The 21,865-nt window shown below is 62.2% G+C and carries 18 protein-coding genes; 11 read left to right on the top strand and 7 right to left on the bottom strand.

What is annotated here, in order from left to right; all coding sequences use genetic code 11:
* Positions 1-119: 119 nt before the first annotated feature.
* A complete protein-coding gene (locus CAG11_RS16045) occupies positions 120-461 on the top strand; it encodes a zinc ribbon domain-containing protein YjdM (RefSeq protein WP_022641094.1) in 342 nt (113 codons plus the stop codon).
* Positions 462-655: 194 nt separating this feature from the next.
* On the top strand, positions 656-925 hold the full coding sequence (locus tag CAG11_RS16040; protein ID WP_022641095.1) for a hypothetical protein: 270 nt from the start codon (positions 656-658) through the stop codon (positions 923-925).
* 87 nt (positions 926-1,012) lie between these two features.
* On the opposite strand, the gene CAG11_RS16035 is transcribed toward CAG11_RS16040, so the two are convergent.
* The 3 genes from CAG11_RS16035 to CAG11_RS16025 form a co-directional block, all read right to left on the bottom strand.
* The gene (locus CAG11_RS16035; protein ID WP_022641096.1) at positions 1,013-1,630 is read right to left on the bottom strand and encodes an FKBP-type peptidyl-prolyl cis-trans isomerase; all 618 of its coding nucleotides are present in this window, start codon (positions 1,628-1,630) and stop codon (positions 1,013-1,015) included.
* A 126-nt stretch (positions 1,631-1,756) separates the two neighbouring features.
* Positions 1,757-2,062, bottom strand: coding sequence for a DUF6482 family protein (locus CAG11_RS16030; RefSeq protein ID WP_022641097.1), 306 nt, complete (start codon positions 2,060-2,062; stop codon positions 1,757-1,759).
* A gap of 132 nt (positions 2,063-2,194) precedes the next feature.
* Positions 2,195-2,683: a TIGR00645 family protein gene (locus CAG11_RS16025; RefSeq protein ID WP_031320561.1), complete on the bottom strand. Its 489-nt coding sequence runs from the start codon at positions 2,681-2,683 to the stop codon at positions 2,195-2,197.
* Positions 2,684-2,835: 152 nt separating this feature from the next.
* Here CAG11_RS16025 and CAG11_RS16020 point away from each other — a divergent pair, with 152 nt between their 5' ends.
* Positions 2,836-4,668 (top strand): hypothetical protein, encoded by a 1,833-nt coding sequence (locus tag CAG11_RS16020; RefSeq protein ID WP_085597042.1) that lies wholly within the window; start codon positions 2,836-2,838, stop codon positions 4,666-4,668.
* Between the two features lie 21 nt (positions 4,669-4,689).
* On the opposite strand, the gene CAG11_RS16015 is transcribed toward CAG11_RS16020, so the two are convergent.
* The gene (locus tag CAG11_RS16015; protein ID WP_031320562.1) at positions 4,690-5,031 is read right to left on the bottom strand and encodes a hypothetical protein; all 342 of its coding nucleotides are present in this window, start codon (positions 5,029-5,031) and stop codon (positions 4,690-4,692) included.
* A 214-nt stretch (positions 5,032-5,245) separates the two neighbouring features.
* Positions 5,246-7,684, bottom strand: coding sequence for a Lon protease family protein (locus CAG11_RS16010; protein ID WP_053134664.1), 2,439 nt, complete (start codon positions 7,682-7,684; stop codon positions 5,246-5,248).
* 278 nt (positions 7,685-7,962) lie between these two features.
* On the opposite strand from CAG11_RS16010, the gene CAG11_RS16005 reads away from it, so the two are divergent.
* From CAG11_RS16005 to CAG11_RS15990, 4 genes are all read left to right on the top strand, one after another.
* Positions 7,963-8,451, top strand: coding sequence for a DUF3015 domain-containing protein (locus tag CAG11_RS16005; RefSeq protein WP_022641102.1), 489 nt, complete (start codon positions 7,963-7,965; stop codon positions 8,449-8,451).
* A gap of 92 nt (positions 8,452-8,543) precedes the next feature.
* A complete protein-coding gene (locus tag CAG11_RS16000; protein ID WP_085597041.1) occupies positions 8,544-10,397 on the top strand; it encodes a DUF4105 domain-containing protein in 1,854 nt (617 codons plus the stop codon).
* 99 nt (positions 10,398-10,496) lie between these two features.
* Complete coding sequence (locus tag CAG11_RS15995) at positions 10,497-10,853, top strand: hypothetical protein (protein ID WP_085597040.1); 357 nt, start codon at positions 10,497-10,499, stop codon at positions 10,851-10,853.
* A gap of 69 nt (positions 10,854-10,922) precedes the next feature.
* Positions 10,923-11,405 carry a GreA/GreB family elongation factor gene (locus tag CAG11_RS15990; protein ID WP_085597039.1) on the top strand — a complete coding sequence of 161 codons (483 nt, stop codon included), beginning with the start codon at positions 10,923-10,925 and terminating at the stop codon, positions 11,403-11,405.
* A 6-nt stretch (positions 11,406-11,411) separates the two neighbouring features.
* Here CAG11_RS15990 and gdhA read toward each other — a convergent pair whose 3' ends face one another.
* Together gdhA and ettA are read right to left on the bottom strand one after the other, a co-directional pair.
* On the bottom strand, positions 11,412-12,749 hold the full coding sequence (gene gdhA / locus CAG11_RS15985) for an NADP-specific glutamate dehydrogenase (RefSeq protein WP_085597038.1): 1,338 nt from the start codon (positions 12,747-12,749) through the stop codon (positions 11,412-11,414).
* Positions 12,750-13,040: 291 nt separating this feature from the next.
* A complete protein-coding gene (gene ettA, locus CAG11_RS15980; RefSeq protein WP_031320563.1) occupies positions 13,041-14,705 on the bottom strand; it encodes an energy-dependent translational throttle protein EttA in 1,665 nt (554 codons plus the stop codon).
* Positions 14,706-15,033: 328 nt separating this feature from the next.
* Between ettA and CAG11_RS15970 the strand changes: the two genes are divergently transcribed.
* The 4 genes from CAG11_RS15970 to glyA all read left to right on the top strand — a co-directional run bounded on the left by CAG11_RS15970 (position 15,034) and on the right by glyA (position 21,719).
* Positions 15,034-15,672, top strand: a complete 639-nt coding sequence (locus CAG11_RS15970; RefSeq protein WP_085597036.1) for an alanyl-tRNA editing protein — start codon at positions 15,034-15,036, stop codon at positions 15,670-15,672.
* 48 nt (positions 15,673-15,720) lie between these two features.
* Positions 15,721-16,332, top strand: a complete 612-nt coding sequence (locus CAG11_RS15965) for a LysE family translocator (RefSeq protein WP_085597035.1) — start codon at positions 15,721-15,723, stop codon at positions 16,330-16,332.
* A gap of 112 nt (positions 16,333-16,444) precedes the next feature.
* Complete coding sequence (locus tag CAG11_RS15960) at positions 16,445-20,293, top strand: EAL domain-containing protein (RefSeq protein ID WP_085597034.1); 3,849 nt, start codon at positions 16,445-16,447, stop codon at positions 20,291-20,293.
* A gap of 172 nt (positions 20,294-20,465) precedes the next feature.
* The gene (glyA, locus tag CAG11_RS15955; protein ID WP_022641112.1) at positions 20,466-21,719 is read left to right on the top strand and encodes a serine hydroxymethyltransferase; all 1,254 of its coding nucleotides are present in this window, start codon (positions 20,466-20,468) and stop codon (positions 21,717-21,719) included.
* The last annotated feature ends 146 nt before the right edge of the window (positions 21,720-21,865 follow it).

Raw genomic sequence — 21,865 nt, 5'->3', positions numbered from 1 at the left:
AGGCTCCCGGCCCCTGCCTGCAGCAGGGGCCGGCTCCGCGCCACAGCCCTGCTCGCCCCCTGCCCGGCAAAACCCTGTACAATGTGCGCCTTTAGCCATCCTGACCTTGAGGAGCTTAAGTGAGCACTTTGCCACCCTGCCCAAAATGCAATTCCGAATACACCTATGAGGACGGCATCCAGCTGATCTGCCCCGAGTGCGCCCATGAGTGGTCCGCCGGCGGCGAAGCCGAAACCGTATCCGCTGAAACTGTGAAGAAGGATTCGGTGGGCAACGTGTTGCAAGACGGCGACACCATCACCGTGATCAAGGACCTCAAGGTCAAGGGCACCTCGCTGGTAGTCAAGGTCGGCACCAAGGTCAAGAACATCCGCCTGTGCGATGGCGACCATGACATCGACTGCAAGATCGACGGTATCGGTCCGATGAAACTCAAGTCCGAGTTCGTCCGTAAAGTCTGAATCCCTTCCCTCTCGCGCCCGGCGCGAGAGGGCCCCGCCCCGCCTCCTCCCCCGTGACGTAGCAAGCGAAAGGCCATGGTCTTTGCGCGACAGCAACTCTTGGGCAGAAAAAAGCAGAAACCGCCAATAGGTACTTGCTATTCATTGAATAAGAATTATTCTCATTGAACCCCCAATTCAAGGAGATGAGAACCATGACTTATTTGATCGATGCCTGGCTGGACCGTCCACATCCCTACCTGCGAATCCTGCATCGGGAAACCGGGGAAGTCTGTGCAGTACTGGAAGAGGAAGCCCTGAACGAGCTGCAGGACCAGGGAGACCTGGACCTCAATGGTTTGAGCTCCAGCGAGCCGCTGGTACTCAAGGAGTTGGTGCGTAACCTGTTTTTGTTCTGCTACGCCAGAGCCTTGCGGCCGACCGGCGCCGAAAGCCAAGGCCTGAGTGCAAGAATCCGCGTATGAAACCCAAGCCGATAAAGGAGCCTGCCTGCTGGCGATGAACCATCCGCGGCCAAGCCGCCATCGCTCGCAGGTCGGCTCCTCGGGGAATTACAGAACGTCCAGCAGCTCGACGTCGAACACCAGAACGCTATGCGGCGGGATGCTACCTACGCCTTGTGCGCCGTAAGCCAGTTCGCTCGGCACGTACAGACGCCATTTGCTACCGGCGTTCATCAGCTGCAGCGCTTCAGTCCAGCCCGCGATCACACCACCCACCGGGAACTCGGCAGGTTGGCCACGCTCGTAGGAGCTGTCGAATACGGTACCGTCGATCAGGGTGCCGTGGTAATGGGTACGCACGCTGTCTTCACGGCTCGGCTTGGCGCCTTCACCCTGGGTCAGCACTTCGAATTGCAGGCCGGAGGCCAGGGTGGTGATGCCTTCGCGCTTGGCATTTTCAGCCAGGAAAGCCAGGCCAGCGCCTGCTGCGGCTTCAGCCTTGGCAGCGGCTTCAGCCTGCATGATTTCGCGGATGACCTTGAAACTGGCGGACATTTCTTCCTGGCCCACACGGCTTGGCTTGCCGGAAAACGCATCGGTCAGGCCAGCCAGGATCGCTTCCAGGCTCACACCTGGTGGTGGGTTGTCACGCAGTTGGTCGCCCAGCTGACGGCCAATGCCGTAGCTGACGCGGGTTTCGTCGGTAGACAGGTTTACTTCGGACATGACGCTGCTCCGCTGTGCGGACGGCTCGGGAAAGGCCGTGCAGACACAGCGCATTCCGGAGCGCCCGGAACCAAAAGGGCGAGCAGACTAGCACAGAAGGCCGGCGCGGATCATCGCCGCCCGGACTCAACCACCGGAGTGCAGGACGATGGGAACTTTCAGATTGTCCTCGACAGTACCGGACAAGCCGCACATCTCATCATGCACCGAGGTATGGATCAGGTTGAATGGCAAGTCGGGAAAAGCTTGCAGCACCTCGCGAGCATGCTCCACCGAGCGCAGGTGGAACGTCTGCCCGTGGGCATCGCTCAGTGGATAGGCCGTCCCGCGCATGCGCGCCTCGAGCAGGTAGATCCCGCCTTCCAGGGAGATCAGGTTCAGTTCGTCGAGTTTTCCGGCGATGGCATAGGCATTCATTTCCTGCAGGTTCATGAGCGCACCTCATGCATTCCAGGCCCGTGACACCTAAAGGGATATGCCGCGACCAGGAAAAGCACAAGCCACAAACGACACCGCCCGTCCGTTTCACAACGGCCGGGCGGCTTACAGGCAATCAAGAGTTCTTCAGTGCTTGGTCAGCTTGTCCAGGTAGCCCATGGCAAACGCCGAGACCACGAAGGTCATGTGGATTACCACGTACCACAGCAGGTACTCCGTAGGAGTGTTCTTGGCATCCATGAACACCCGCAGCAGGTGGATCGAGGAAATCGCCACGATGGATGCCGCCACTTTCATCTTCAGCGACGAGGAATCCATCTTGCCCAGCCAGCTGAGCTTTTCCTTGTTTTCGTCGATATCCAGTTGCGATACGAAGTTCTCGTAGCCAGAGATCATCACCATCACCAGCAAGCCGCCCACCAGTGCCATGTCGATCAACGACAACAGGACCAGGATCAGCTCGGACTCAGCCATGGCGAACACGTTGGGAATGACGTGGAAAACTTCCTGGAAGAACTTCAATGCCAGCGCCAGCAGGCCCAGTGACAGACCGAAGTAGATCGGCGCCAGCAGCCAGCGTGATGCATACATTGTATTTTCGATAAAACGTTCCATTGGAATCTCGCAGCCGGTGTGAAAACGGCGGCGAGTATATCAGCGCCCCAAAACCCCATAAACCACAGGTCCACGGGTTTTTCCGGGCGTTTTTTCTGCTAGTGTCGAAGCCACTCCAACCGCCCACCGACCCTGGACAGGAAAACTGGAAAATGGATTTGCGATTGCCTTTGGCGAGCCTCGGCCTTGGTCTGGCCCTGCTGAGTAGCGGCGGCTGTTCGCCCAGCGATGAAAAGCAAGAGGCCAACCTCAAGGACGAAGCCGCGCAACTGGAAAAGTCCCTTGCGGCCATCCAGGACCCCAAGCTCAAGGATGCCTTCGCCGACCTTGGCGGTTCGCTGCTGTTGCTGGAGCGAGCCCAGCTCAAGCTCGCCACCAAGCCCATCGAGACCGAGTACGGCGATGACAGTCTCGCCGTGCTCAAGCATTACCCAACCCCGCAGGCCCTGGTGGATACCTATGTCAACGGCCTGTTCGTGCTGCGCAAGCGTTCGAACTCGGACTACCTGACCGACCTGCAACCGATCTTTCCCTTCAACTTCAGCATCCCCGGGCACTTCCCTTTTCCCCATGGCCTGGAATGGCAATCGGTCACCCTGAGCAACAAGAAAGTCGTGGACTTCCAGCCTGAATGGTCGGAAACCGACCCAGGTATCCAGCTGAGTCCTTCCAGCTCGAACATGACCAACCCGGATGACCTGACCGTCGCCTACCCCTTCGTCGAAGGCCTGGAAATCGACAACAAGAGCCAGCCGCAACCGGTCTCCCTGCAAGGCAAGCTCGAGGTCATGGCGCCCCAGCGAGTGCTGACTTTCGAGCTGGCCAAGGCCGACATCGGCAAGCCTCGCAAGGACGGCAACATCAGCCTGACCCTGCTGGCCCTGGAGAAAAACGTCGCCGAGATCGAGATGAACAACAACGCTCCAGTACTCGAGGAGGCCAGTGACGTTTCGGTCAATACCCTGATGGTGCAGGCTCGGGACAGCAGCGGCCAGGTCCTCTCGCGTTCCGGATCGATCAACGAGGACGCCGAGCAGATCGCCTTCTACCGGCGCCAACTGGCCGCAATGCAAAAGCAGAGCACATGGAGCGATGCCTTCGAAAAGCAACTGGAAGATGAACAGCAAGCCTTCGACCGCAAGCACACCCGACGCTACGCCAAGGTCTACTTCAACGGCATGGTGGACAAGCTGGAGGTCGCGGTACTGGATTTCTCCAAGGCACAGGTCACACGCAAGGATCTTGACCTGCCGGTATTGAGTTTCGAACGCAACACCACCGACAAGACCATCCAGGCACTACCAATACCGGTGGTGGTCTATGACGACCAGGCGGCCAGCTACCTCAAGGGAGCGCAGATCGACGAGGAGTCGCTGAAGAAGTCAGTGACCATCAGCCAGTCGGTGGAGGACGCCAGTGATGCACGCATCGAGTTCAGCCATCCGCGGACCTTCAACGACGAGCTGCTGGGCGGGCAGTTCAGTACAGGCGACACACCACTGACTTTCTTTACCCAGAACGCCCAGGGGCAGCGTGGCGAGCCCATCGAGTTGCCGGACGAAGCATTCGAGATCGACGCCTTGCGCGGCTTGATTACCTATGACCTGAACCTGTTCCCGGAAACCCCCGCCTATGCGGTCGGCTCGATCCCATTGTTCCTGGCCAATATCGAGAAGCAGACCCTCACTGCGCAGCAGTTGCCCAAGGGCTTGGAGCTCAAGGGCAATGCATTGATCGTCGACCAGCAGCTCTTTGCCTCGGATGCCTGGCGCTTCTATGCCAAGGATGCGAGCGGCCAGTACCTCAAGGAGATCCTCGCCGTCTCCCACAGCGCGCCGCATGGCGGCCCGGCGTTATATGACGTGCATTACTTCTACGGCCAACCGAGCCAGCTGGAAAGCTACAACCGCACGGAGCTGAACACCGTGGAATACGGCTTCGAGGTCAAGCTCGACAAGGTCGAATCCGCGCCTGCCGCGCCATAGCCGGGCATCGAGGCCCGGCTTTCAGTGCTCGGGATGGAACTGGAAGTCGCCACTGTTGCGCCCCCGTTCCCCGTTGATCTGACGCAACTGGGCCTGCAGGTGCAGGCACCAGATCTGCGGATCGTCCGCCAACTGGTAGCCATGAGTAGTCAGGCTTTCAACGATGGAATCGAGGATGGACTCGGCCACCACCGGACCGCAGAACGGTCCCTGGGACTTGATTGCCGAAGGTTGTTCACCGGCCATTCCGGCGGCGAAGAGCAGGGTCCACATACCGTTGTCTCCCGCCAGTGGGCGGACGCAGCATTCGATACGGGTGACGAGGCCAAGGCATTGGCGAGTGAGGCAAAGGTTGCGCGACATGGCGGCGACCCTCGGGTAGATCCACTATTCAGCCTTCGGTCGAAGGCTGTTTCGATCCAGCGACGGTTGTCGTTCTCCTTGCCCTGAGAATAGAAGAAAAGCCCGATAAACAAAGTTGACCGATCCAACAGGCGCCGAATGGTCTACTTTGAAAAATTGGCGTCAGCGCATCGACGCCGATGGCGAGAGCCAATGCCCTCGCCATCGTCCGTCATCAGGCCGGCTTGGCTTCTGCCAACGCCTCCTGCGCCGACTCCTTCTCCGCCTCCTTCAGGTCTTCCTCGCTGATCATCTCGGCGATCACCCGCAAGCGCTCAACCACCCGGGCGTTCACGCTGCCCTCCGGAAACTGGCCATCGGCATCCGGTTCGCCGGCAGGTTCGCCCACCAGCAGGCTCAGGGCCTCGTCGGCCTGGCGCACTGCATACACATGGAACATCCCATCACGCACTGCCTGCAGGACCTTCTCGTCGAGCATCAGGGTGGCGACGTTGGCCTGGGGAATGATCGCGCCCTGCTCACCGGTCAGCCCACGGGCTTCGCACAGGCGGAAGAAGCCTTCGATCTTCTCGTTGACCCCGCCGACCGCCTGCACTTCCCCGAACTGGTTGATCGAACCGGTGATGGCGAAGCACTGCTTGAGCGGCGTCCTCGACAACGCCGAGATCAGCGTGCAGGCCTCGCCCAGCGAAGCACTATCGCCATCCACATAACCGTAGGACTGCTCCAGGGCGATGCTTGCCGAAATCGCCAGGGGGAATTCCTGGGCATACCGGCTGCCCAGGTAGCCGGTCAGGATCATCACCCCCTTGGAGTGGATCGGCTGCCCGAGGTTGACCTCGCGCTCGATGTCGACGATGCCGCTGCCGCCGGGGTAGACCGTGGCGGAAATCCGCGCCGGCACGCCGAAAGCCGAATCACCCACCTCCAGTACGGTCAGGCCGTTGCACTTGCCCACGGCCGCGCCATCGGTGTCGATGAGGATGATGCCGGCCAGCATGTCGTCGAGAATCCGCGCCGAGACCCGGCCGGTACGGGTGGCCTTGGCCTTGAGCGCCCGCTCGATATGCCCCGCATCGGTCATTTCGTCCGAGGCCAGGTGGCGGATGAAATCGGCCTCGCTGACCAGCTGGAACAGGTCGCCGATCCGCGCCGACAAGCGCCCCTGGTGCTCGGCCAGGCGCGCGCTGTAGGTAGCCAGGCGCGCCACCGCATCCGCGGTCAGAGGCGCCATGCCCTCCTCCGAGGTACGGGTCTTGAGCAACTGGGCGAACTGCTCGAGGCTCTCGTCCACCATCGGGATGTCTTCGTCGAAGTCCACCAGCACGCGGAACATTTCCTGGAAGTCCGGATCCAGGTCCTGCAGCGTGTAGTACAGCTGGCGAGCACCGATGATGATCACCTTGACCTGCAGCGGGATCATCTGCGGCGTCAGGGTCACGGTGGCCAGGCGGCCCATTTCCCCCAGCGGCGACTCCATCTTCAGCTTGCGCGACTGCAAGGCGCGCTTGAGCGCGTCCCAGACGAAGGGCTCGCTGAGCATCTTCTCGGCTTCCAGGATCAGGAAGCCGCCATTGGCCCGGTGCAGGGCGCCGGGGCGCAATTGCCGGTAGGTGGTGTAGAGCGCGCCCTGGTCGGTGCTGTACTCGATCCGCCCGAACAGGTTGTCGTAGGTCGGATGGGGCTCGAACACCACCGGGGCACCGCCGCTGGCGGGATGGCCGACCACCAGGCTCGGGCAGTACTGCTCCTCCAGCAGCTTGCGCGCCACGGCGTCGGTCTTGCTGTCATCCACCAGTTGCTCGACCACTGTTTTCAGCAGGTAGACCTGCATGGCCTGCAGGTAGCCACAGACCCCGGCGTTCTCCGCGTACTTCTCAGACAATGGCGCCAGCAACGGCTGCAGGGCCAGGGTGATGGTTTCCTCGTTGAGCTGGCGCAGCTGGTTGCTCGACTCGCGCTTCCACTGCGGCAGGCTCGCCAACTCTTCGTTGAGGCGCTCTTCAAGGGCAGAAATGTCCTCGTGGAAACGTTCGCGATCGGCCTCCGGCAACTGGGCGAACTCGGCCTCGTCCAACGCCTTGCCTTCGTACATCGGGGTGAAGGCGATATTGCTGCTATCGCGATACAGCGCCACGTCCTTCTCCAGGGCCAGGCGCTCGATCACATCCAGGGCACGGTCATAGCGCTGGTTGAAGGCGCGGTCGATGGCGCTCTTCCTCTGCTGGTAGGACGGGTGTTCGAAGACCGCTGGAAAGGTTGCCAGCAGGTTGTCGATCAAACCGTTGATATCGGCGATGAAGCTGCCCGCGGCCCCTGCTGCCAGTTCCAGTGCCCGCGGCTCGCGCGGCTCGTCGAAATTATTGACGTAGACCCAGTCCGATGGCGTCTGCAGGCGCTTGCCCTCGGCCTTCAGGTAGCGCTTGACGAAGGAAAAGCGCCCGGTGCCCGGCTCGCCCATGACGAATACGTTGTAACCGGGGCGGGGCATGGCCACGCCGAATTGCAGGGCCTCGACTGCGCGTTCCTGGCCAAGCACACCGCGAAAGGGCTCCAGATCATTGGTGGTCGAGAAGCTGAACTGCTCAGCGGAGAACGGACGGGTCAAGGCCTCAGGCGCGAGACGCAGGCTGGCGGCAACAGGATCAGGCATCGGACTTCCTTACATCAGGCGGGGCGGATGGCGGCATTCTGGCGCTGGCCAGGCCCGGCTGGCAAGGCGCGCCTGATGGCCGAACAGGGACGGACCGCAGCCTGTCCCCCCATGCCAGGGGCCACCCGGCATTTCCGGTATTGCGTTGCAAATACTTACGGAACCGATGGAATCTGCCTAAACTCCAAACTGCGCGACCGGATAAATAACCGGTCCCCTGGTGCCGGCACGGACCAACCTCCCTGTCCATTATTGGTATGCACAAAGAGAACAACGCTATGAAACGGATTCTTCTCGGTACTCTCTTCACCGCCGTCTCCCTGAACGCCATGGCCCAAGCGCCAGGTGGCCCGGACTGCGGTTGGGGCAACATGCTGTTCAAAGGCCAGCGCGGCACTCCTGCCCACTTCCTGGCTTCCACCACTAACGGTACCTCCGGCAACGCCACCTTCGGCATGACCTCCGGCACCAACGGCTGCTCCACCAACGCCGCCCTGACCTACGGCGGCAAATCCTGGTTCGCCATGAACGGCATGATGAACGAGCTGTCCGAAGACATGGCCAAGGGCCAGGGCGAAGCCCTGACCACCTACGCCGTGGTCCTGGGTGTAGCTCCAGAAGACCGTGCGCACTTCGCCGCGGTTACCCATGAACACTTCCAGCAGATCTTCAGCAAGGCCGACGTGACCGCCGAAGACGTGCATACCAACACCCTGGCCGTACTCAAAGGCGATGCTCGCCTGGCCAAGTACGCCACTCCAGCCTAAGCCGGCCCCCGCCCGCTCCTTTCGGGGAGCGGGTTTTTCTTTCTGATCCTGCCCCTTCCGGGCTTTTGTATTTCCGACTCAAGTTGCCCACCATGCTCAAACGCCTTGCCTACCTGGCGCTCTGTGCCTGCGCCCCGCTGTACGCCGCGCCCCACATTGACTCACAACGTTTGCAGCAACTGGCCAACGACCCCTTCTGGATCTCCATCGGCCACTACGAGACCGCCAAGCTCGGCGGCTGGCGCAGCTATGTCAGCGATCCGCGCTTCTTCCTCGCCGCCGACGGCGCCCATCATCCCGATGCCGAGCTGAGTGCGACCCTCGATGCTCTCTATGCTCCAGCCAGCACCGGCGAACGCCATGCCCAGTGCGTCTACCCGGCCCGCACCCGCTGGCTCAAGGCGCAGCTGGGGCTCAACGACCTGCCTGCGGTCCAGTGCAACGAGTTCAGCCAATGGTTCAAGGACGTCGCCCCCCACAGCACGGTGATGATCTTCCCGGCGGCCTACCTCAACAGCCCTTCGTCGATGTTCGGCCACACCCTGCTGCGTATCGACCAGGCAGACGTGCAGAGCAACCACACGGCCCTGCTCAGCTACGCGATCAACTTCGGCGCCTATATCGAAGGTTCGGACAACAGCATCCTCTATGCCTGGAAAGGCCTGATGGGCGGTTATCCCGGGCTGTTCGCCCTGGTCCCCTACCAGGAGAAGCTGGCGGAATACCGCAGCCTGGAAAATCGCGACCTGTGGGAGTACCGACTGAACCTGACCCAGGAAGAAACCGAGCGCATGGTGGAGCATGTCTGGGAACTGAAGCAGATCAAGTTCGACTACTTCTTCTTCGACGAGAACTGCTCCTACCGCTTGCTGGAACTGCTCCAGGTCGCCCGCCCGAGCCTGCGCCTGACCGGCCAGTTCCCGCTCACCGCGATCCCCACCGACACGGTCAAGGCTGTCAAGGACGCCGGGCTGGTGGAGCGCATCGACTACCGTCCGTCCCGCGAGCGCGAGCTGCTCAGCCGCGCCCAGCCCTTGAGCCATGAAGAACAGCAGTGGGTACTCAAGGTCAGCGCCGACCAGAAACAACTGCAAGACCCCGGCTTCAAGGCCATGCCCCGGGACCGCCAGGCCCTGATCGTCGACGCGGCCTACCGCCTGGAACGCTATCGGGCCAACGGCCAGGAGCGCGACACCGAACGTTCGCAGCGCAGCTTCGAGCTGCTCAAGGCCATCAACCAGAACCCGGCGCCGGAGTTGCAGATCCAGCGTCCGGGTCTGCCTGAGGACGGCCACCAGTCCCGCACCTGGCAGCTCGGCGTCGGCACGCGGGACGACAAGGCTTTCGCCGAATACGGCCTGCGCATGGCTTATCACGATCTCAACGACAACGCCGAAGGTTTCCCCCTCGGAGCGCAGATCGAGATCCTGCAGATGAAACTGCGCCAGTACGAAGGCAATCACTGGCAGCTGCAACAGCTGGACCTGGCGACCATCCGCTCCCTGACCCCACGCAACGAGTTGCTGCAGCCATGGTCCTGGCAAGTCACCGGTGGCCTGGAACGGGTACCTGGCAAGCACGACGATGAAACCCTGGTCAGCCACGTCAACGGTGGTGCCGGTGGTACCTGGCAATTGGGCGAAAACACCCTGGGCTTTGTCCTGGGCACGGTACGGGTGGAACACAATGCCGACTTCGCCGGCTTCATCGCTCCGGCAGCCGGCTTCGATTCCGGCATCCTCTGGAAAAACCCCCTGGGTAACTTCAGCCTCGAAGCCAAGGGCGACTACTTCACCAACGGCGAAGTCCGCCGCAGCCTGAGCCTCAACCAGCAATGGGAATTGTCACGCAACCTGGGCCTGCGCCTGAGCGCCCAGCGCGAGTTCAGCCAGCTGGCCAGCCCGGTCAATGAAGTCATGCTCGAACTCAAGTGGTACCACTATTAACGGCAGCTGCTAGCGTCAAGCTCCTAGCGACAAGGTTTTCACGCGTCGCCGACAAATGCCCTTCTAGACTTCACTCATGTGAAGTCTGGGAGCTCCTCGATGTGGCGTTACGCTTGGGCATTGCTGGCACTGGCCCTGATCGGTGGTTGTGAGTCGAACCACGAGTATTTGCTCAAGCAAGGCTATCCGCCGGCCTTTGCCGATGGATTCGACGACGGCTGTGTCAGCGGCCGACAGGCAGCCGGCTCCATCAGTGGAGAGTTTCGCAAGGACGTCCCCCGCTATCTCAAGGATGCGCAATACGCCGAGGGCTGGAGCGACGGCTTTCGCCAGTGCCAGGCCATGCTGGAGAACCAGGACCGCGAACAGTATCGCCAGCGCCACTGGGATGAGCGTGAGCGGGCCTGGCAGCAGGAGAAGGATCGCGATGCCGCCCGGGCCTATCGTTCGCAATAGGTCGCTTTCAGGCAACGCTCCAGGCCTGGGACCTGCCACCATGGCCAACCCCAACCAGGGAGAACCGCCATGAGTCGTGCTTTCGTCAACGAAGACCAGGCCGCCGCCCAAGCCGCACAACCGGTGGAGCGCCAGGTCAGCAGCCAGCCCAACTACGTTACGCCACAGGGGCTGGTGGAGCTCCAGGACAAGGTTGCGCAGCTACAGCACCAGCAGCGCGGGCTGCAAGATGCCGGCGATCCCCAGCGCCTGGCGGAGCTGGAACGGGACCTGCGCTACTTCACCCAGCGCCTGCACAGCGCCCAGGTGGTACAGGCGAGCGCCACCGACCGGGTACAGATTGGCAGCCGGGTGACTTATGTGGATGAAACAGGCGACCAAAAGAGTGTGCAACTGGTCGGCGAGGACCAGGCCGATGTCGCCAGGGGCCTGGTGAACTGGGCCTCGCCCCTGGGTCGCGCCTTGCTGGGCGCGCGTCTCGGGGACGAGGTCTGGTGGCAGCGGCCGGCGGGCGACCGCTTGATCGAGGTCATCGGCATCGAACCGGCCTGAACCGATTCAGACAACGCCCTGGGCCAGCATGGCATCGGCCACCTTGACGAACCCGGCGATGTTGGCGCCCTTGACGTAGTTGATCCGGCCGTTTTCTTCGCCGTAATGCACGCAGGCATGGTGGATCGACTGCATGATGGCGTGCAGCTTGCTGTCCACTTCGCCGGCGGTCCACAGCAGGCGCATGGCGTTCTGCGACATTTCCAGCCCGCTCACCGCCACCCCACCGGCGTTGGAGGCCTTGCCCGGGGCGAACAGGATGCCAGCGTCGATGAAGATATCCACAGCCTCCAGGGTAGTGGGCATGTTGGCGCCCTCGGCGACACAGATGCAGCCATTGCGCAGCAGCGTGCGGGCCGCCTCGGCGTCCAGCTCGTTCTGGGTGGCGCAAGGCAATGCGATATCGCAAGGCAGGTCCCATGGCGTCTTGCCGGCACGGAACTCCAGGCCGAAGCGGCTGGCCAGTTCGCTGATGCGCCCACGCTGGACGTTCTTGAGCTCCAGCACCGCTTGCCATTGTTCTTCGCTCAAGCCGGGCTCGCAGTACAGGGTGCCTTCGGAGTCCGACAACGAGATCACCTTGCCGCCCAGGTCCATTACCTTGCGGGCGGCGTATTGCGCCACGTTGCCGGAGCCGGAGATCGCCACGCGCTTGCCTTCGACCCGGTCGTCACGCCGCTTGAGCATTTCCTCGGCGAAGTACACGCAGCCAAAGCCCGTGGCTTCCGGGCGAATCAGGCTACCGCCGTAACTCATGCCCTTGCCGGTGAGCACCGAGGTGAACTGGTTGCTCAGGCGTTTGTACTGGCCGAACAGGAAGCCGATTTCCCGGGCACCGACACCGATATCCCCGGCCGGCACGTCCACGTCCGCACCGATGTGCCGGTACAGCTCGCTCATGAAGGCCTGGCAGAAGCGCATGACTTCGGCATCGCTCTTGCCCTTGGGGTTGAAGTCCGAGCCGCCCTTGCCGCCGCCCATGGGCAGGGAAGTGAGGGAGTTCTTGAAGGTCTGCTCGAAAGCCAGGAACTTCAGCACGCCCATGTTCACCGACGGATGGAAGCGCAGGCCGCCCTTGTAGGGACCTATGGCGCTGTTCATCTGGATGCGGAAACCACGGTTGACCCGAACCTTGCCCTGGTCGTCGACCCAGGACACACGAAACACCACGGCACGTTCCGGCTCGCAAATCCGCTCCAGAATCCCGGACTCCAGGTAATGCGGGTTGGCTTCGAGAAACGGCCATAGGCTACGCAGTACCTCCTCCACCGCCTGGTGGAATTCTGGCTGGTCCGGATCGCGCTTTTTCAGGCGGGCGAGGAAGTCTTCGACGGATTCGATCATGGAAAGTCTCGGCGGATTTATTGTCGTTAAGGGGGAGATTTGCCAGGGACTTTAGCAATTCAATCTGCACTGGGACAGAGCAAAATGTCGCAGTTATGAATTTAAATGGTGCAAAAAATATAAATCGACCCGATCTGCGGGCTTCGTACGCACTGGATTGGTGACAAAACGCCGCAGCTTTGCACTCACTTTGAACGTGCTCCACAGCCGGGAAATTACCCCGCCGATACATTCTCCAGGCATAAAAAAACGGAGCCCAGTGGGCTCCGTTTTTCTCCAGCAGCGAGCCGATCAGGCCAGCTTCTTGTGCCGTACACGGTGCGGTTGCGCCGCGGCTTCGCCCAGGCGCTTCTTGCGGTCGGCTTCGTACTCGGTGTAGTTGCCTTCGAAGAATACTGCCTGGGAATCGTCCTCGTAGGCCAGGATGTGGGTGGCCACGCGGTCCAGGAACCAGCGATCGTGGGAAATCACGATGGCGGCGCCAGGGAAGTCCAGCAGGGCTTCCTCCAGGGAACGCAGGGTCTCGACGTCGAGGTCGTTGGACGGTTCGTCGAGCAGCAGGACGTTGCCGCCCTCCTTCAGGGTCAGGGCCAGGTGCAGGCGGCCACGTTCACCACCGGAGAGGTCCTTGACGAACTTCTGCTGGTCGCCGCCCTTGAAGTTGAAACGGCCGACATAGGTGCGCGACGGGATCTCGTAGTTGCCGATGCGGATCTGGTCGGAACCGTCGGAGATCTGCTGGAACACGGTCTTGCTGCCATCCAGGTCCTCACGGCTCTGGTCCACGCAGGCCAGCTGCACGGTTTCGCCGATCTCGATGCTGCCCGAGTCCGGAGTCTCCTTGCCCATCAGCATGCGGAACAGGGTCGACTTACCGGCGCCGTTGCCGCCGATCACGCCGACGATGGCGCCCTTGGGCATGGAGAACGACAGGTTGTCGATCAGCACGCGATCGCCATAACCCTTGGTGACGTTCTTGAACTCGATGACCTTGTCGCCCAGGCGCGGACCGGCCGGGATGTAGATCTCGTTGGTCTCGCTGCGCTTCTGGAATTCCTGGGACTGCATTTCCTCGAAACGCTGCAGACGGGCCTTGGACTTGGACTGGCGGGCCTTGGCGCCTTTGCGCACCCACTCCAGCTCTTCCTTCATGGCCTTCTCGTGGGCCGACTGCTGCTTGGATTCCTGGGCCAGGCGCGCCGACTTGGCCTCCAGCCAGCCGGAGTAGTTGCCTTCGTACGGGATGCCCGCGCCACGGTCCAGTTCCAGGATCCAGCCAGCGACGTTGTCGAGGAAGTAACGGTCGTGGGTAATGGCTACCACGGTGCCCGGGAAGTCGTGCAGGAAGTGCTCCAGCCAGGCCACCGAGTCGGCATCCAGGTGGTTGGTCGGTTCGTCGAGCAGCAGCATGTCGGGGGCCGACAGCAGCAGGCGGCACAGGGCCACGCGGCGTTTTTCACCCCCGGACAGGTGCTCGACGCGGGCGTCCCAGGCTGGCAGGCGCAGGGCATCGGCGGCGACTTCCAGCTGGCGTTCCAGGTTGTGGCCGTCGCTGGCCTGCAGGATGGCCTCCAGCTTGGCCTGTTCGGCGGCCAGCTTGTCGAAGTCGGCATCAGGGTCGGCGTAGGCAGCGTAGACCTCGTCCAGGCGGGCCTGGGCGTCCTTGATCACGCTGACCGCTTCCTCGACCACTTCACGCACGGTCTTGGACGGGTCCAGCTGTGGCTCCTGGGGCAGGTAGCCGATGTTCAGCTCCGGCATCGGCCGTGCTTCACCTTCGAATTCGGTATCGACGCCAGCCATGATCTTCAGCAGCGTGGACTTACCCGAACCGTTGAGGCCCAGTACGCCGATCTTGGCTCCGGGGAAGAAGGACAGGGAGATGTTTTTCAGGATTTCCCGCTTCGGCGGAACGACCTTGCCCAGCCGATGCATGGTGAAAACGTATTGAGCCAAAATATGGACCTCGTGAAAAAGGTGAAAACAGGCCTGCTAAGCCTCGTGGTGCGATACACAGCACTCCCAACCTTCAAGGTTAACCTAACTGAGCGACGGCGGGCAGACCGCCGGGAGCTTCAGCCGCGCTTTTTCTTGATGCAGCCCCTGTGGCACAAGGCCCCTGCCAATAGCCCAAGAGCTTATAGAAACAAGGCCATGGGCAAGCTCGGGCATGAGCCTGCCATCGAGCCACTGCCCGGCCGGTGGTCAGTTTTCCTCGAAAGCGCTCTCCAATGCTTCTAGGCTACCTTTCGCCCCTCTCCATGGAACAAGACAGGCAAGCCCTATGGAACGTGCCTTCTGGAGTACTCCCTACCTCACCTCCCTGGATGCTCGCGTGCTGAGTGTCGAAGGATCCGACGTCATGATCAGCCCAACGATCTTCTTCGCCGAGTCCGGCGGCCAGGAGTCGGACCAGGGCACCATCGATCGCATCCAGGTCACCCAGGCCACGGTCGTCGGCGAGCGCATCGTCTATCGGCTGGCCTTGGCGCCGGACTTCGCCGTGGGCGACCTGGTCAATGTGCAAATCGACTGGCCACGGCGCTATGCCCTGATGCGGCTGCACTTCGCCGCCGAAATCGTCCTAGAGCTGTTCTACAAGAAATTCCCCGGGCTGGATAAGATCGGCGCCCATATAGGCCAGGCCAAGGCACGTATCGACTTCACCATGGACGGCAACATCAGCCAGTACTTTCCCGAGATCCTCGCCGAGGTCGAACGGCTGGTGGCGGCCGACCTGCCGATCGAAAGTCGCTTTACCGATACCGAGCATCTGCGCCGTTGCTGGCTCATCGAGGGCTTTTCCCAGGTGCCCTGCGGCGGTACGCACCTGCGCAGGACTGGCGAAGTCGGGCGGATTCGCCTCAAGCGCAACAACATCGGGGCGCACAAGGAGCGCGTCGAGATCTACCTGGTGGATTAGCCGCCGCCAGTCGTTCGTGGCCCGGTGGACTCTGAGGAAACCGCTTGCATGCTGAACATCATGTCCGCACTCGGACTGTTGCTGCTGATGCCGGGGCCGACCAACACCCTGTTGTTGCGCTCGGGGGCACTCAACGGCTTCAGGCGCGCCTGGCCCTTGAGCCTGCTGGAATGCCTGGCCTACCTGTTGCAGATATCCTTCTGGGGTTACCTGCTGGGTCATATCGGCAATGGCGCCCCCTGGTGCCTGCAGTTGATGCAACTGGTCTCGGTCGGCTACCTGGCCAGGACCTCGTACCTGCTCTGGCGCAGGCCCGGCGGCGGCCTGCCAGGTTCACCGGAGAGCCTGGTGTCCCGAGGGCATTTTTTCCTGCTGACCCTGATCAATCCCAAGGGCTTGCTGGTGGTGTCGTTCATTGTCCCGCTGCAGACCTTCGCCGATTTCGAGCTGTACCTGCATTTCGTCGCACAGTTCACCGCGGTGGTGATCCCGGTGGGTTGCGCCTGGGTGCTGTTCGGCGCCCGGATCAAGCGCAGCGGCCACGCCTGGTTGACGCCCCACGCCATCAACCGCACGGCCTCGGTGGTGATCTGCTGCTTCGCGCTAGCCATTCTCTGGCGACTGGCGGATTTGCAGCTCGATAGCAGGCTGACTCTATAGTCGGCCAGGTGGGTCTGGCACTTTGCCACAACTCAAGGCATGCTAGCCGCCCTTCGGGCGTCCGGCTTATAGTGCACGTCGCGCCAGCCCAGCCAAACCGCAGGATCACAGCTTGTCCAACGTTACTTCGCCACAGCCAGCGCGCGCTAAAGCCCCTGTGTCGGCCCCTCCTTTGCGCGGCACTCTCAAAGGCGCACTGGCGACCCTGGTGCTGCTGCTCCTGGCCCTGCTGTTCTGGCAGTTGCTCGACCAACTGCAACAGGCTCGCCAAGACCAACGCCAGCATGCCATCGACTACAGCGCCGACCTCGCCGACCACCTGAGCCTGAACCTGGCGCTCAATGCGCAGATCGCCCTCAACCTGCTGCCGATCGTCGAAGCCCCCCAGAACAACCAGCAACAACAGCAACTGCTGGAGAAACTCCAGCGTTCCCTGCCGGATGTGCGCAGCTTCGCGCTGCTCGATGCCCAGGGCGAAATCATCAGCGATACCGCCGAGGGCAGCCAGGATGCCGTCTGGCTCGCCGAACTGGTGCAGCGCAGCCGCTCGCAGCGCTTCTATTACAGCAACCCCGCCGACGGCTCGGTGGTGCACGTGCTGCTGCACCAGGCCAGTGGCTCGACCCGTGGCTACTGGATCCTGCGCATGGCGCCAAGCTTCCTGCAGAGCCTGGTGCGCCAGAGCGAAGACGGCTTCAAGCCGAGCTGGGTGATCGAGAACCGCCTGAGCCGCCAGGTGATCAAGCGTGACGAGCGCAGCACCCCGACCCCCGGCATGCTCGACCCCGACGAAATGGCCAGCAGCGTGCTGCTGTTGCCCCTGGGCAACAGCGACTGGCAATTGCGCGGTTTGTTCGACCAGCGTGCGGTACTCGAGGAACTGCTGCCGGCCTTCATCGGCAAGTGCCTGCTGGGGCTGGCCTTCTCCTTGCTGCCGGTGATCGCCCTGCTCAACATCCGTCGGCGCCAGCGCCAACTGCACGAGGGCCGGCGCCGCTACCAGGACATTTTCGAGGGCACCGGCGTGGCCCTCTGCGTGCTGGACATCTCCGGCCTGCCAGGCCTGTTGGAGAAACACCACCTGCATTCGCTCAACCAGCTCAAGCGCTGGCAGGACGGTCATGCGGAGCAATACCGCCAATTGCTCCAGGAACTGCGCATCACCGAAGTCAACCAGGTCGCCCTGAGCCTGCTCAACGTCCACTCCGGCGACGAGGCCTGGCAATTGCTGATCGAAGGCAGCCCGAATCCCGGCAGCGCCATCGGCGGCCAGTTGCTCGAGGCCCTGGTCAACCAGCACAAGCAGCTGGAACTGGAGATCAAGCTCAGCGACGCCCAAGGCAACGATCAGCACCTGTGGCTGGTGATGCGCCTGCCGGAACAGCCCGACGACTTCAGGGCGGTGATCCTCAGCATCAGCGACATCACCAGCCGCAAGCTGATCGAACTGTCGTTGCTGGAGCGCGAGGGCTTCTGGTCGGACGTGGTGCGGACCGTGCCCGATCACCTGTACGTGCAGGACGTGATCAGCCAGCGAATGATCTTCAGCAACCACCATCTGGGACAGACCCTGGGCTACAACAGGACCGAACTGCAACAGATGGGCGAGTACTTCTGGGAGATCCTGCTCAACCCCGAGGATGCCGACCTCTATCACCAACTGCGCCAGGACCAGCGACATTCCGGTTATGCCCAGCTGCTGCAGTGCCAGTTGCGGTTCCGCCATCGCAGCGGCCAATGGCGGCGCTTCGAGATCCGCGAACAGGCCCTGGCCCGGGACCGTTATGACCAGGTGACACGCATCATCGGCGTGGCCAAGGACATCACCGACCAGATCGAGGCGAGCGAATCCCTGCGCGACAGCGAACAGCGCTACCGCATGCTCGCCGAGAGCATCAGCGACGTGATCTTCTCCACCGACAACAAGCTCTCGCTGAACTACGTCAGCCCATCGGTGCAGTCGGTGCTCGGCTACGACGTGGAATGGGTGTTCCAGAACGGCTGGCAGTCGACCATCGCCAACCCGCAGCAGCTGACCGGCATCTACGTGCTGATGGACCGGGTCAGCAAGGCCCTGGACAAACCCGAGCAACTGGCACAACTGCGCAGCCAGGTGCAGACCCAGCTGTTCCTGTTCGACTGCCTGCGGGCCGATGGCCGCAAGATCCCCATCGAACTGCGCCTGGTGCTGGTCTGGGACGAACACGGCGCCTTCGAAGGCGTGCTCGGGGTCGGCCGCGATATCAGCCAGCAACGCCGGGCGGAAAAAGACCTGCGCATGGCGGCCACGGTATTCGAGCACTCGACCTCGGCGATTCTCATCACCGACCCGGCGGGCTACATCGTCCAGGCCAACGAGGCTTTCAGCCGGGTCAGCGGCTACGCCGTATCCCAGGTGCTGGACCAACTGCCGAACATGCTCACCGTGGACGAACAGCAAGAAGCCCACCTGCGCTACGTGATCAAGCAGCTGAACCAGCACAGCACCTGGGAAGGCGAAGTCTGGCTCAAGCGCCGTGATGGCGAGCACTATCCGGCCTGGGTCGGGATCACCGCCGTGCTCGACGACGAAGGCGACCTGGCCAGCTACGTGTGCTTCTTCAGCGACATCAGCGAACGCAAGGCCAGCGAACAGCGGATCCACCGCCTGGCCTACTACGATGCCCTGACCCACCTGCCCAACCGCACGCTGTTCCAGGACCGCCTGCATACCGCGCTGCAATCGGCGGAGCGGCAGAAGTCCTGGGTGGTGCTGATGTTCCTCGACCTCGATCGCTTCAAGCCGATCAACGACTCCCTGGGCCACGCCGCCGGCGACCGCATGCTCAAGGAGATGGCCGTCCGCCTGCTGGGTTGCGTCGACGATGACGACACCGTGGCGCGCATGGGCGGCGACGAGTTCACCCTGCTGCTGCAACCGCGCGCCAGCCGGGAAATCGCCCTGAACCGGGCGATCCACGTCGCCGAGCAGATCCTCGCCAGCCTGGTCAAACCCTTCGTCCTCGAAGGCCGGGAGTTCTTCGTCACCGCCAGCATCGGCATCGCCCTGAGCCCCCAGGACGGTAACGAACTGAGCCAGCTGATGAAGAACGCCGACACCGCGATGTACCACGCCAAGGAACGCGGCAAGAACAACTTCCAGTTCTACCAGGCGGACATGAACGCCAGCGCCCTGGAACGCCTGGAACTGGAAAGCGACCTGCGCCATGCCCTGGAGCAGCAGGAGTTCGTGCTCTACTACCAACCGCAGTTCAGCGGCGACGGCAAGCGCCTGACCGGTGCCGAGGCCCTGCTGCGCTGGCGCCATCCACGCCGTGGCCTGGTGCCACCGGGCGACTTCATTCCGGTGCTGGAGGAGCTGGGGCTGGTGGTGGACGTCGGCGACTGGGTGATCAGCGAAGCCTGTCGCCAGCTCAAGGCCTGGCATGTGGCCAAGGTACGGGTACCGAAGGTTTCGGTGAACATTTCGGCCCGGCAATTCTCCGACGGCCAGTTGGGCATGCGCATTGCCACCATTCTCCGGGACACCGGCCTGCCGCCGGCGTGCCTGGAGCTGGAACTGACCGAGAGCATCCTGATGCGCGAGGTCAGCGAGGCGATGCAGATCCTCGACGGCCTGAAGAACCTGGGCCTGAGTATCGCGGTAGACGACTTCGGCACAGGCTATTCATCGCTGAACTACCTCAAGCAGTTCCCCATCGACGTACTGAAGATCGACCGCACCTTCGTCGACGGCCTGCCGTCCGGCGAACAGGACGCGCAGATCGCCCGCGCCATCATCGCCATGGCCCACAGCCTGAACCTGGCGGTGATCGCCGAAGGGGTAGAGACCCACGAACAGCTGGACTTCCTGCGCGAGCACGGCTGCGACGAAGTCCAGGGCTACCTGTTCGGACGGCCGATGCCGGCCAACCGCTTCGAAGCGCAATTCAGCAACGACGCCTTGTTCATGTTCGACTAGCGGCAGCGGCAAGCTACAAGCAGCCAATCGCAAGGGAAAGCGATCCGCTTGCAGCTTGCAGCTCGTCACTTGAATGCGGCTTCTGTGCGACATGATGTCCTTTCATATGCCATCCAAAACCCATTGGGTTAGAATGCCTGCCTTTTCTGCCCCCCGATCCTTGAGGACCGCCATGTTCAGCCGTGATTTGACTATTGCCAAGTACGACGCAGATCTCTTTGCCGCCATGGAGCAAGAAGCTCAGCGCCAGGAAGAGCACATTGAGCTGATCGCTTCGGAAAACTACACCAGCCCAGCGGTGATGGAAGCTCAAGGCTCGGTACTGACCAACAAATACGCCGAAGGCTACCCAGGCAAGCGCTACTACGGTGGTTGCGAGTACGTCGACGTGGTCGAGCAGCTTGCGATCGACAGAGCCAAGGAGCTGTTCGGTGCCGACTACGCCAACGTCCAGCCACACGCCGGTTCCCAGGCCAACGCCGCGGTCTACCTGGCCCTGCTGCAAGGCGGCGACACCATCCTGGGCATGAGCCTGGCCCACGGCGGCCACCTGACCCACGGTGCTGCGGTTTCTTCCTCCGGCAAGCTGTACAACGCCGTGCAGTACGGCATCGACGCCAACGGCCTGATCGACTACGACGAAGTCGAGCGCCTGGCGGTCGAGCACAAGCCGAAGATGATCGTCGCCGGCTTCTCCGCCTACTCGCAGATCCTGGACTTCCCACGCTTTCGCGAAATCGCCGACAAGGTCGGTGCCTACCTGTTCGTCGACATGGCCCACGTGGCCGGCCTGGTAGCCGCTGGCGTGTACCCGAACCCAGTGCCGTTCGCCGACGTGGTGACCACCACTACCCACAAGACCCTGCGCGGTCCACGTGGCGGCCTGATCCTGGCTCGCGCCAACGCCGACATCGAGAAGAAGCTGAACTCCGCCGTATTCCCTGGCGCCCAGGGTGGCCCGCTGGAGCACGTGATCGCCGCCAAGGCCATCTGCTTCAAGGAAGCCCTGCAGCCTGAGTTCAAGACCTACCAGCAGCAAGTGGTGAAGAACGCCCAGGCCATGGCCAGCGTGTTCATCGAGCGCGGTTTCGACGTGGTTTCCGGCGGTACTGAAAACCACCTGTTCCTGCTGTCGCTGATCAAGCAGGACATCTCCGGTAAAGATGCCGACGCCGCCCTGGGCAAGGCCTTCATCACCGTGAACAAGAACTCCGTGCCAAACGACCCACGCTCGCCGTTCGTCACCTCCGGCCTGCGCTTCGGTACTCCAGCCGTGACCACCCGTGGCTTCAAGGAAGCCGAGTGCCGCGAACTGGCCGGCTGGATCTGCGACATCCTGGCTGACCTGAACAACGAAGCGGTGATCGACGCCGTACGTGAGAAGGTCAAGGCCATCTGCAAGAAGCTGCCGGTGTACGGCGCTTAATCAGCACCGCACCGCAACAGAAAAGCCCGGCCTGGCGCCGGGCTTTTTCATGCCCGCAGAAAACTCCCTCTAGCGGCTAATGCAGGCGGCGACGCGCCCCGCAAAAAACCTCCAAGGCTCTGCAATGGACCTTGCATGGCTCCTGA

It is taken from the genome of Pseudomonas sp. B6(2017), from assembly GCF_002112765.1.
Lineage (GTDB): Bacteria > Pseudomonadota > Gammaproteobacteria > Pseudomonadales > Pseudomonadaceae > Aquipseudomonas > Aquipseudomonas piscis.
The sequence above is the reverse complement of the archived record's forward strand: the minus strand, read 5'-3'. Positions and strand labels throughout refer to the sequence as shown.

Excerpts from the sequence above, each read along its gene's own strand:
- CAG11_RS16040 (WP_022641095.1), top strand. The coding sequence starts at position 656 with ATGACTTATTTGATCGATGCCTGGCTGGACCGTCCACATCCCTACCTG.
- CAG11_RS16035 (WP_022641096.1), bottom strand. The coding sequence starts at position 1,630 with ATGTCCGAAGTAAACCTGTCTACCGACGAAACCCGCGTCAGCTACGGC.
- CAG11_RS16030 (WP_022641097.1), bottom strand. The coding sequence starts at position 2,062 with ATGAACCTGCAGGAAATGAATGCCTATGCCATCGCCGGAAAACTCGAC.
- CAG11_RS16025 (WP_031320561.1), bottom strand. The coding sequence starts at position 2,683 with ATGGAACGTTTTATCGAAAATACAATGTATGCATCACGCTGGCTGCTG.
- CAG11_RS16020 (WP_085597042.1), top strand. The coding sequence starts at position 2,836 with ATGGATTTGCGATTGCCTTTGGCGAGCCTCGGCCTTGGTCTGGCCCTG.
- CAG11_RS16015 (WP_031320562.1), bottom strand. The coding sequence starts at position 5,031 with ATGTCGCGCAACCTTTGCCTCACTCGCCAATGCCTTGGCCTCGTCACC.
- CAG11_RS16010 (WP_053134664.1), bottom strand. The coding sequence starts at position 7,684 with ATGCCTGATCCTGTTGCCGCCAGCCTGCGTCTCGCGCCTGAGGCCTTG.
- CAG11_RS16005 (WP_022641102.1), top strand. The coding sequence starts at position 7,963 with ATGAAACGGATTCTTCTCGGTACTCTCTTCACCGCCGTCTCCCTGAAC.
- CAG11_RS16000 (WP_085597041.1), top strand. The coding sequence starts at position 8,544 with ATGCTCAAACGCCTTGCCTACCTGGCGCTCTGTGCCTGCGCCCCGCTG.
- CAG11_RS15995 (WP_085597040.1), top strand. The coding sequence starts at position 10,497 with ATGTGGCGTTACGCTTGGGCATTGCTGGCACTGGCCCTGATCGGTGGT.
- CAG11_RS15990 (WP_085597039.1), top strand. The coding sequence starts at position 10,923 with ATGAGTCGTGCTTTCGTCAACGAAGACCAGGCCGCCGCCCAAGCCGCA.
- gdhA (WP_085597038.1), bottom strand. The coding sequence starts at position 12,749 with ATGATCGAATCCGTCGAAGACTTCCTCGCCCGCCTGAAAAAGCGCGAT.
- CAG11_RS15970 (WP_085597036.1), top strand. The coding sequence starts at position 15,034 with ATGGAACGTGCCTTCTGGAGTACTCCCTACCTCACCTCCCTGGATGCT.
- CAG11_RS15965 (WP_085597035.1), top strand. The coding sequence starts at position 15,721 with ATGCTGAACATCATGTCCGCACTCGGACTGTTGCTGCTGATGCCGGGG.
- glyA (WP_022641112.1), top strand. The coding sequence starts at position 20,466 with ATGTTCAGCCGTGATTTGACTATTGCCAAGTACGACGCAGATCTCTTT.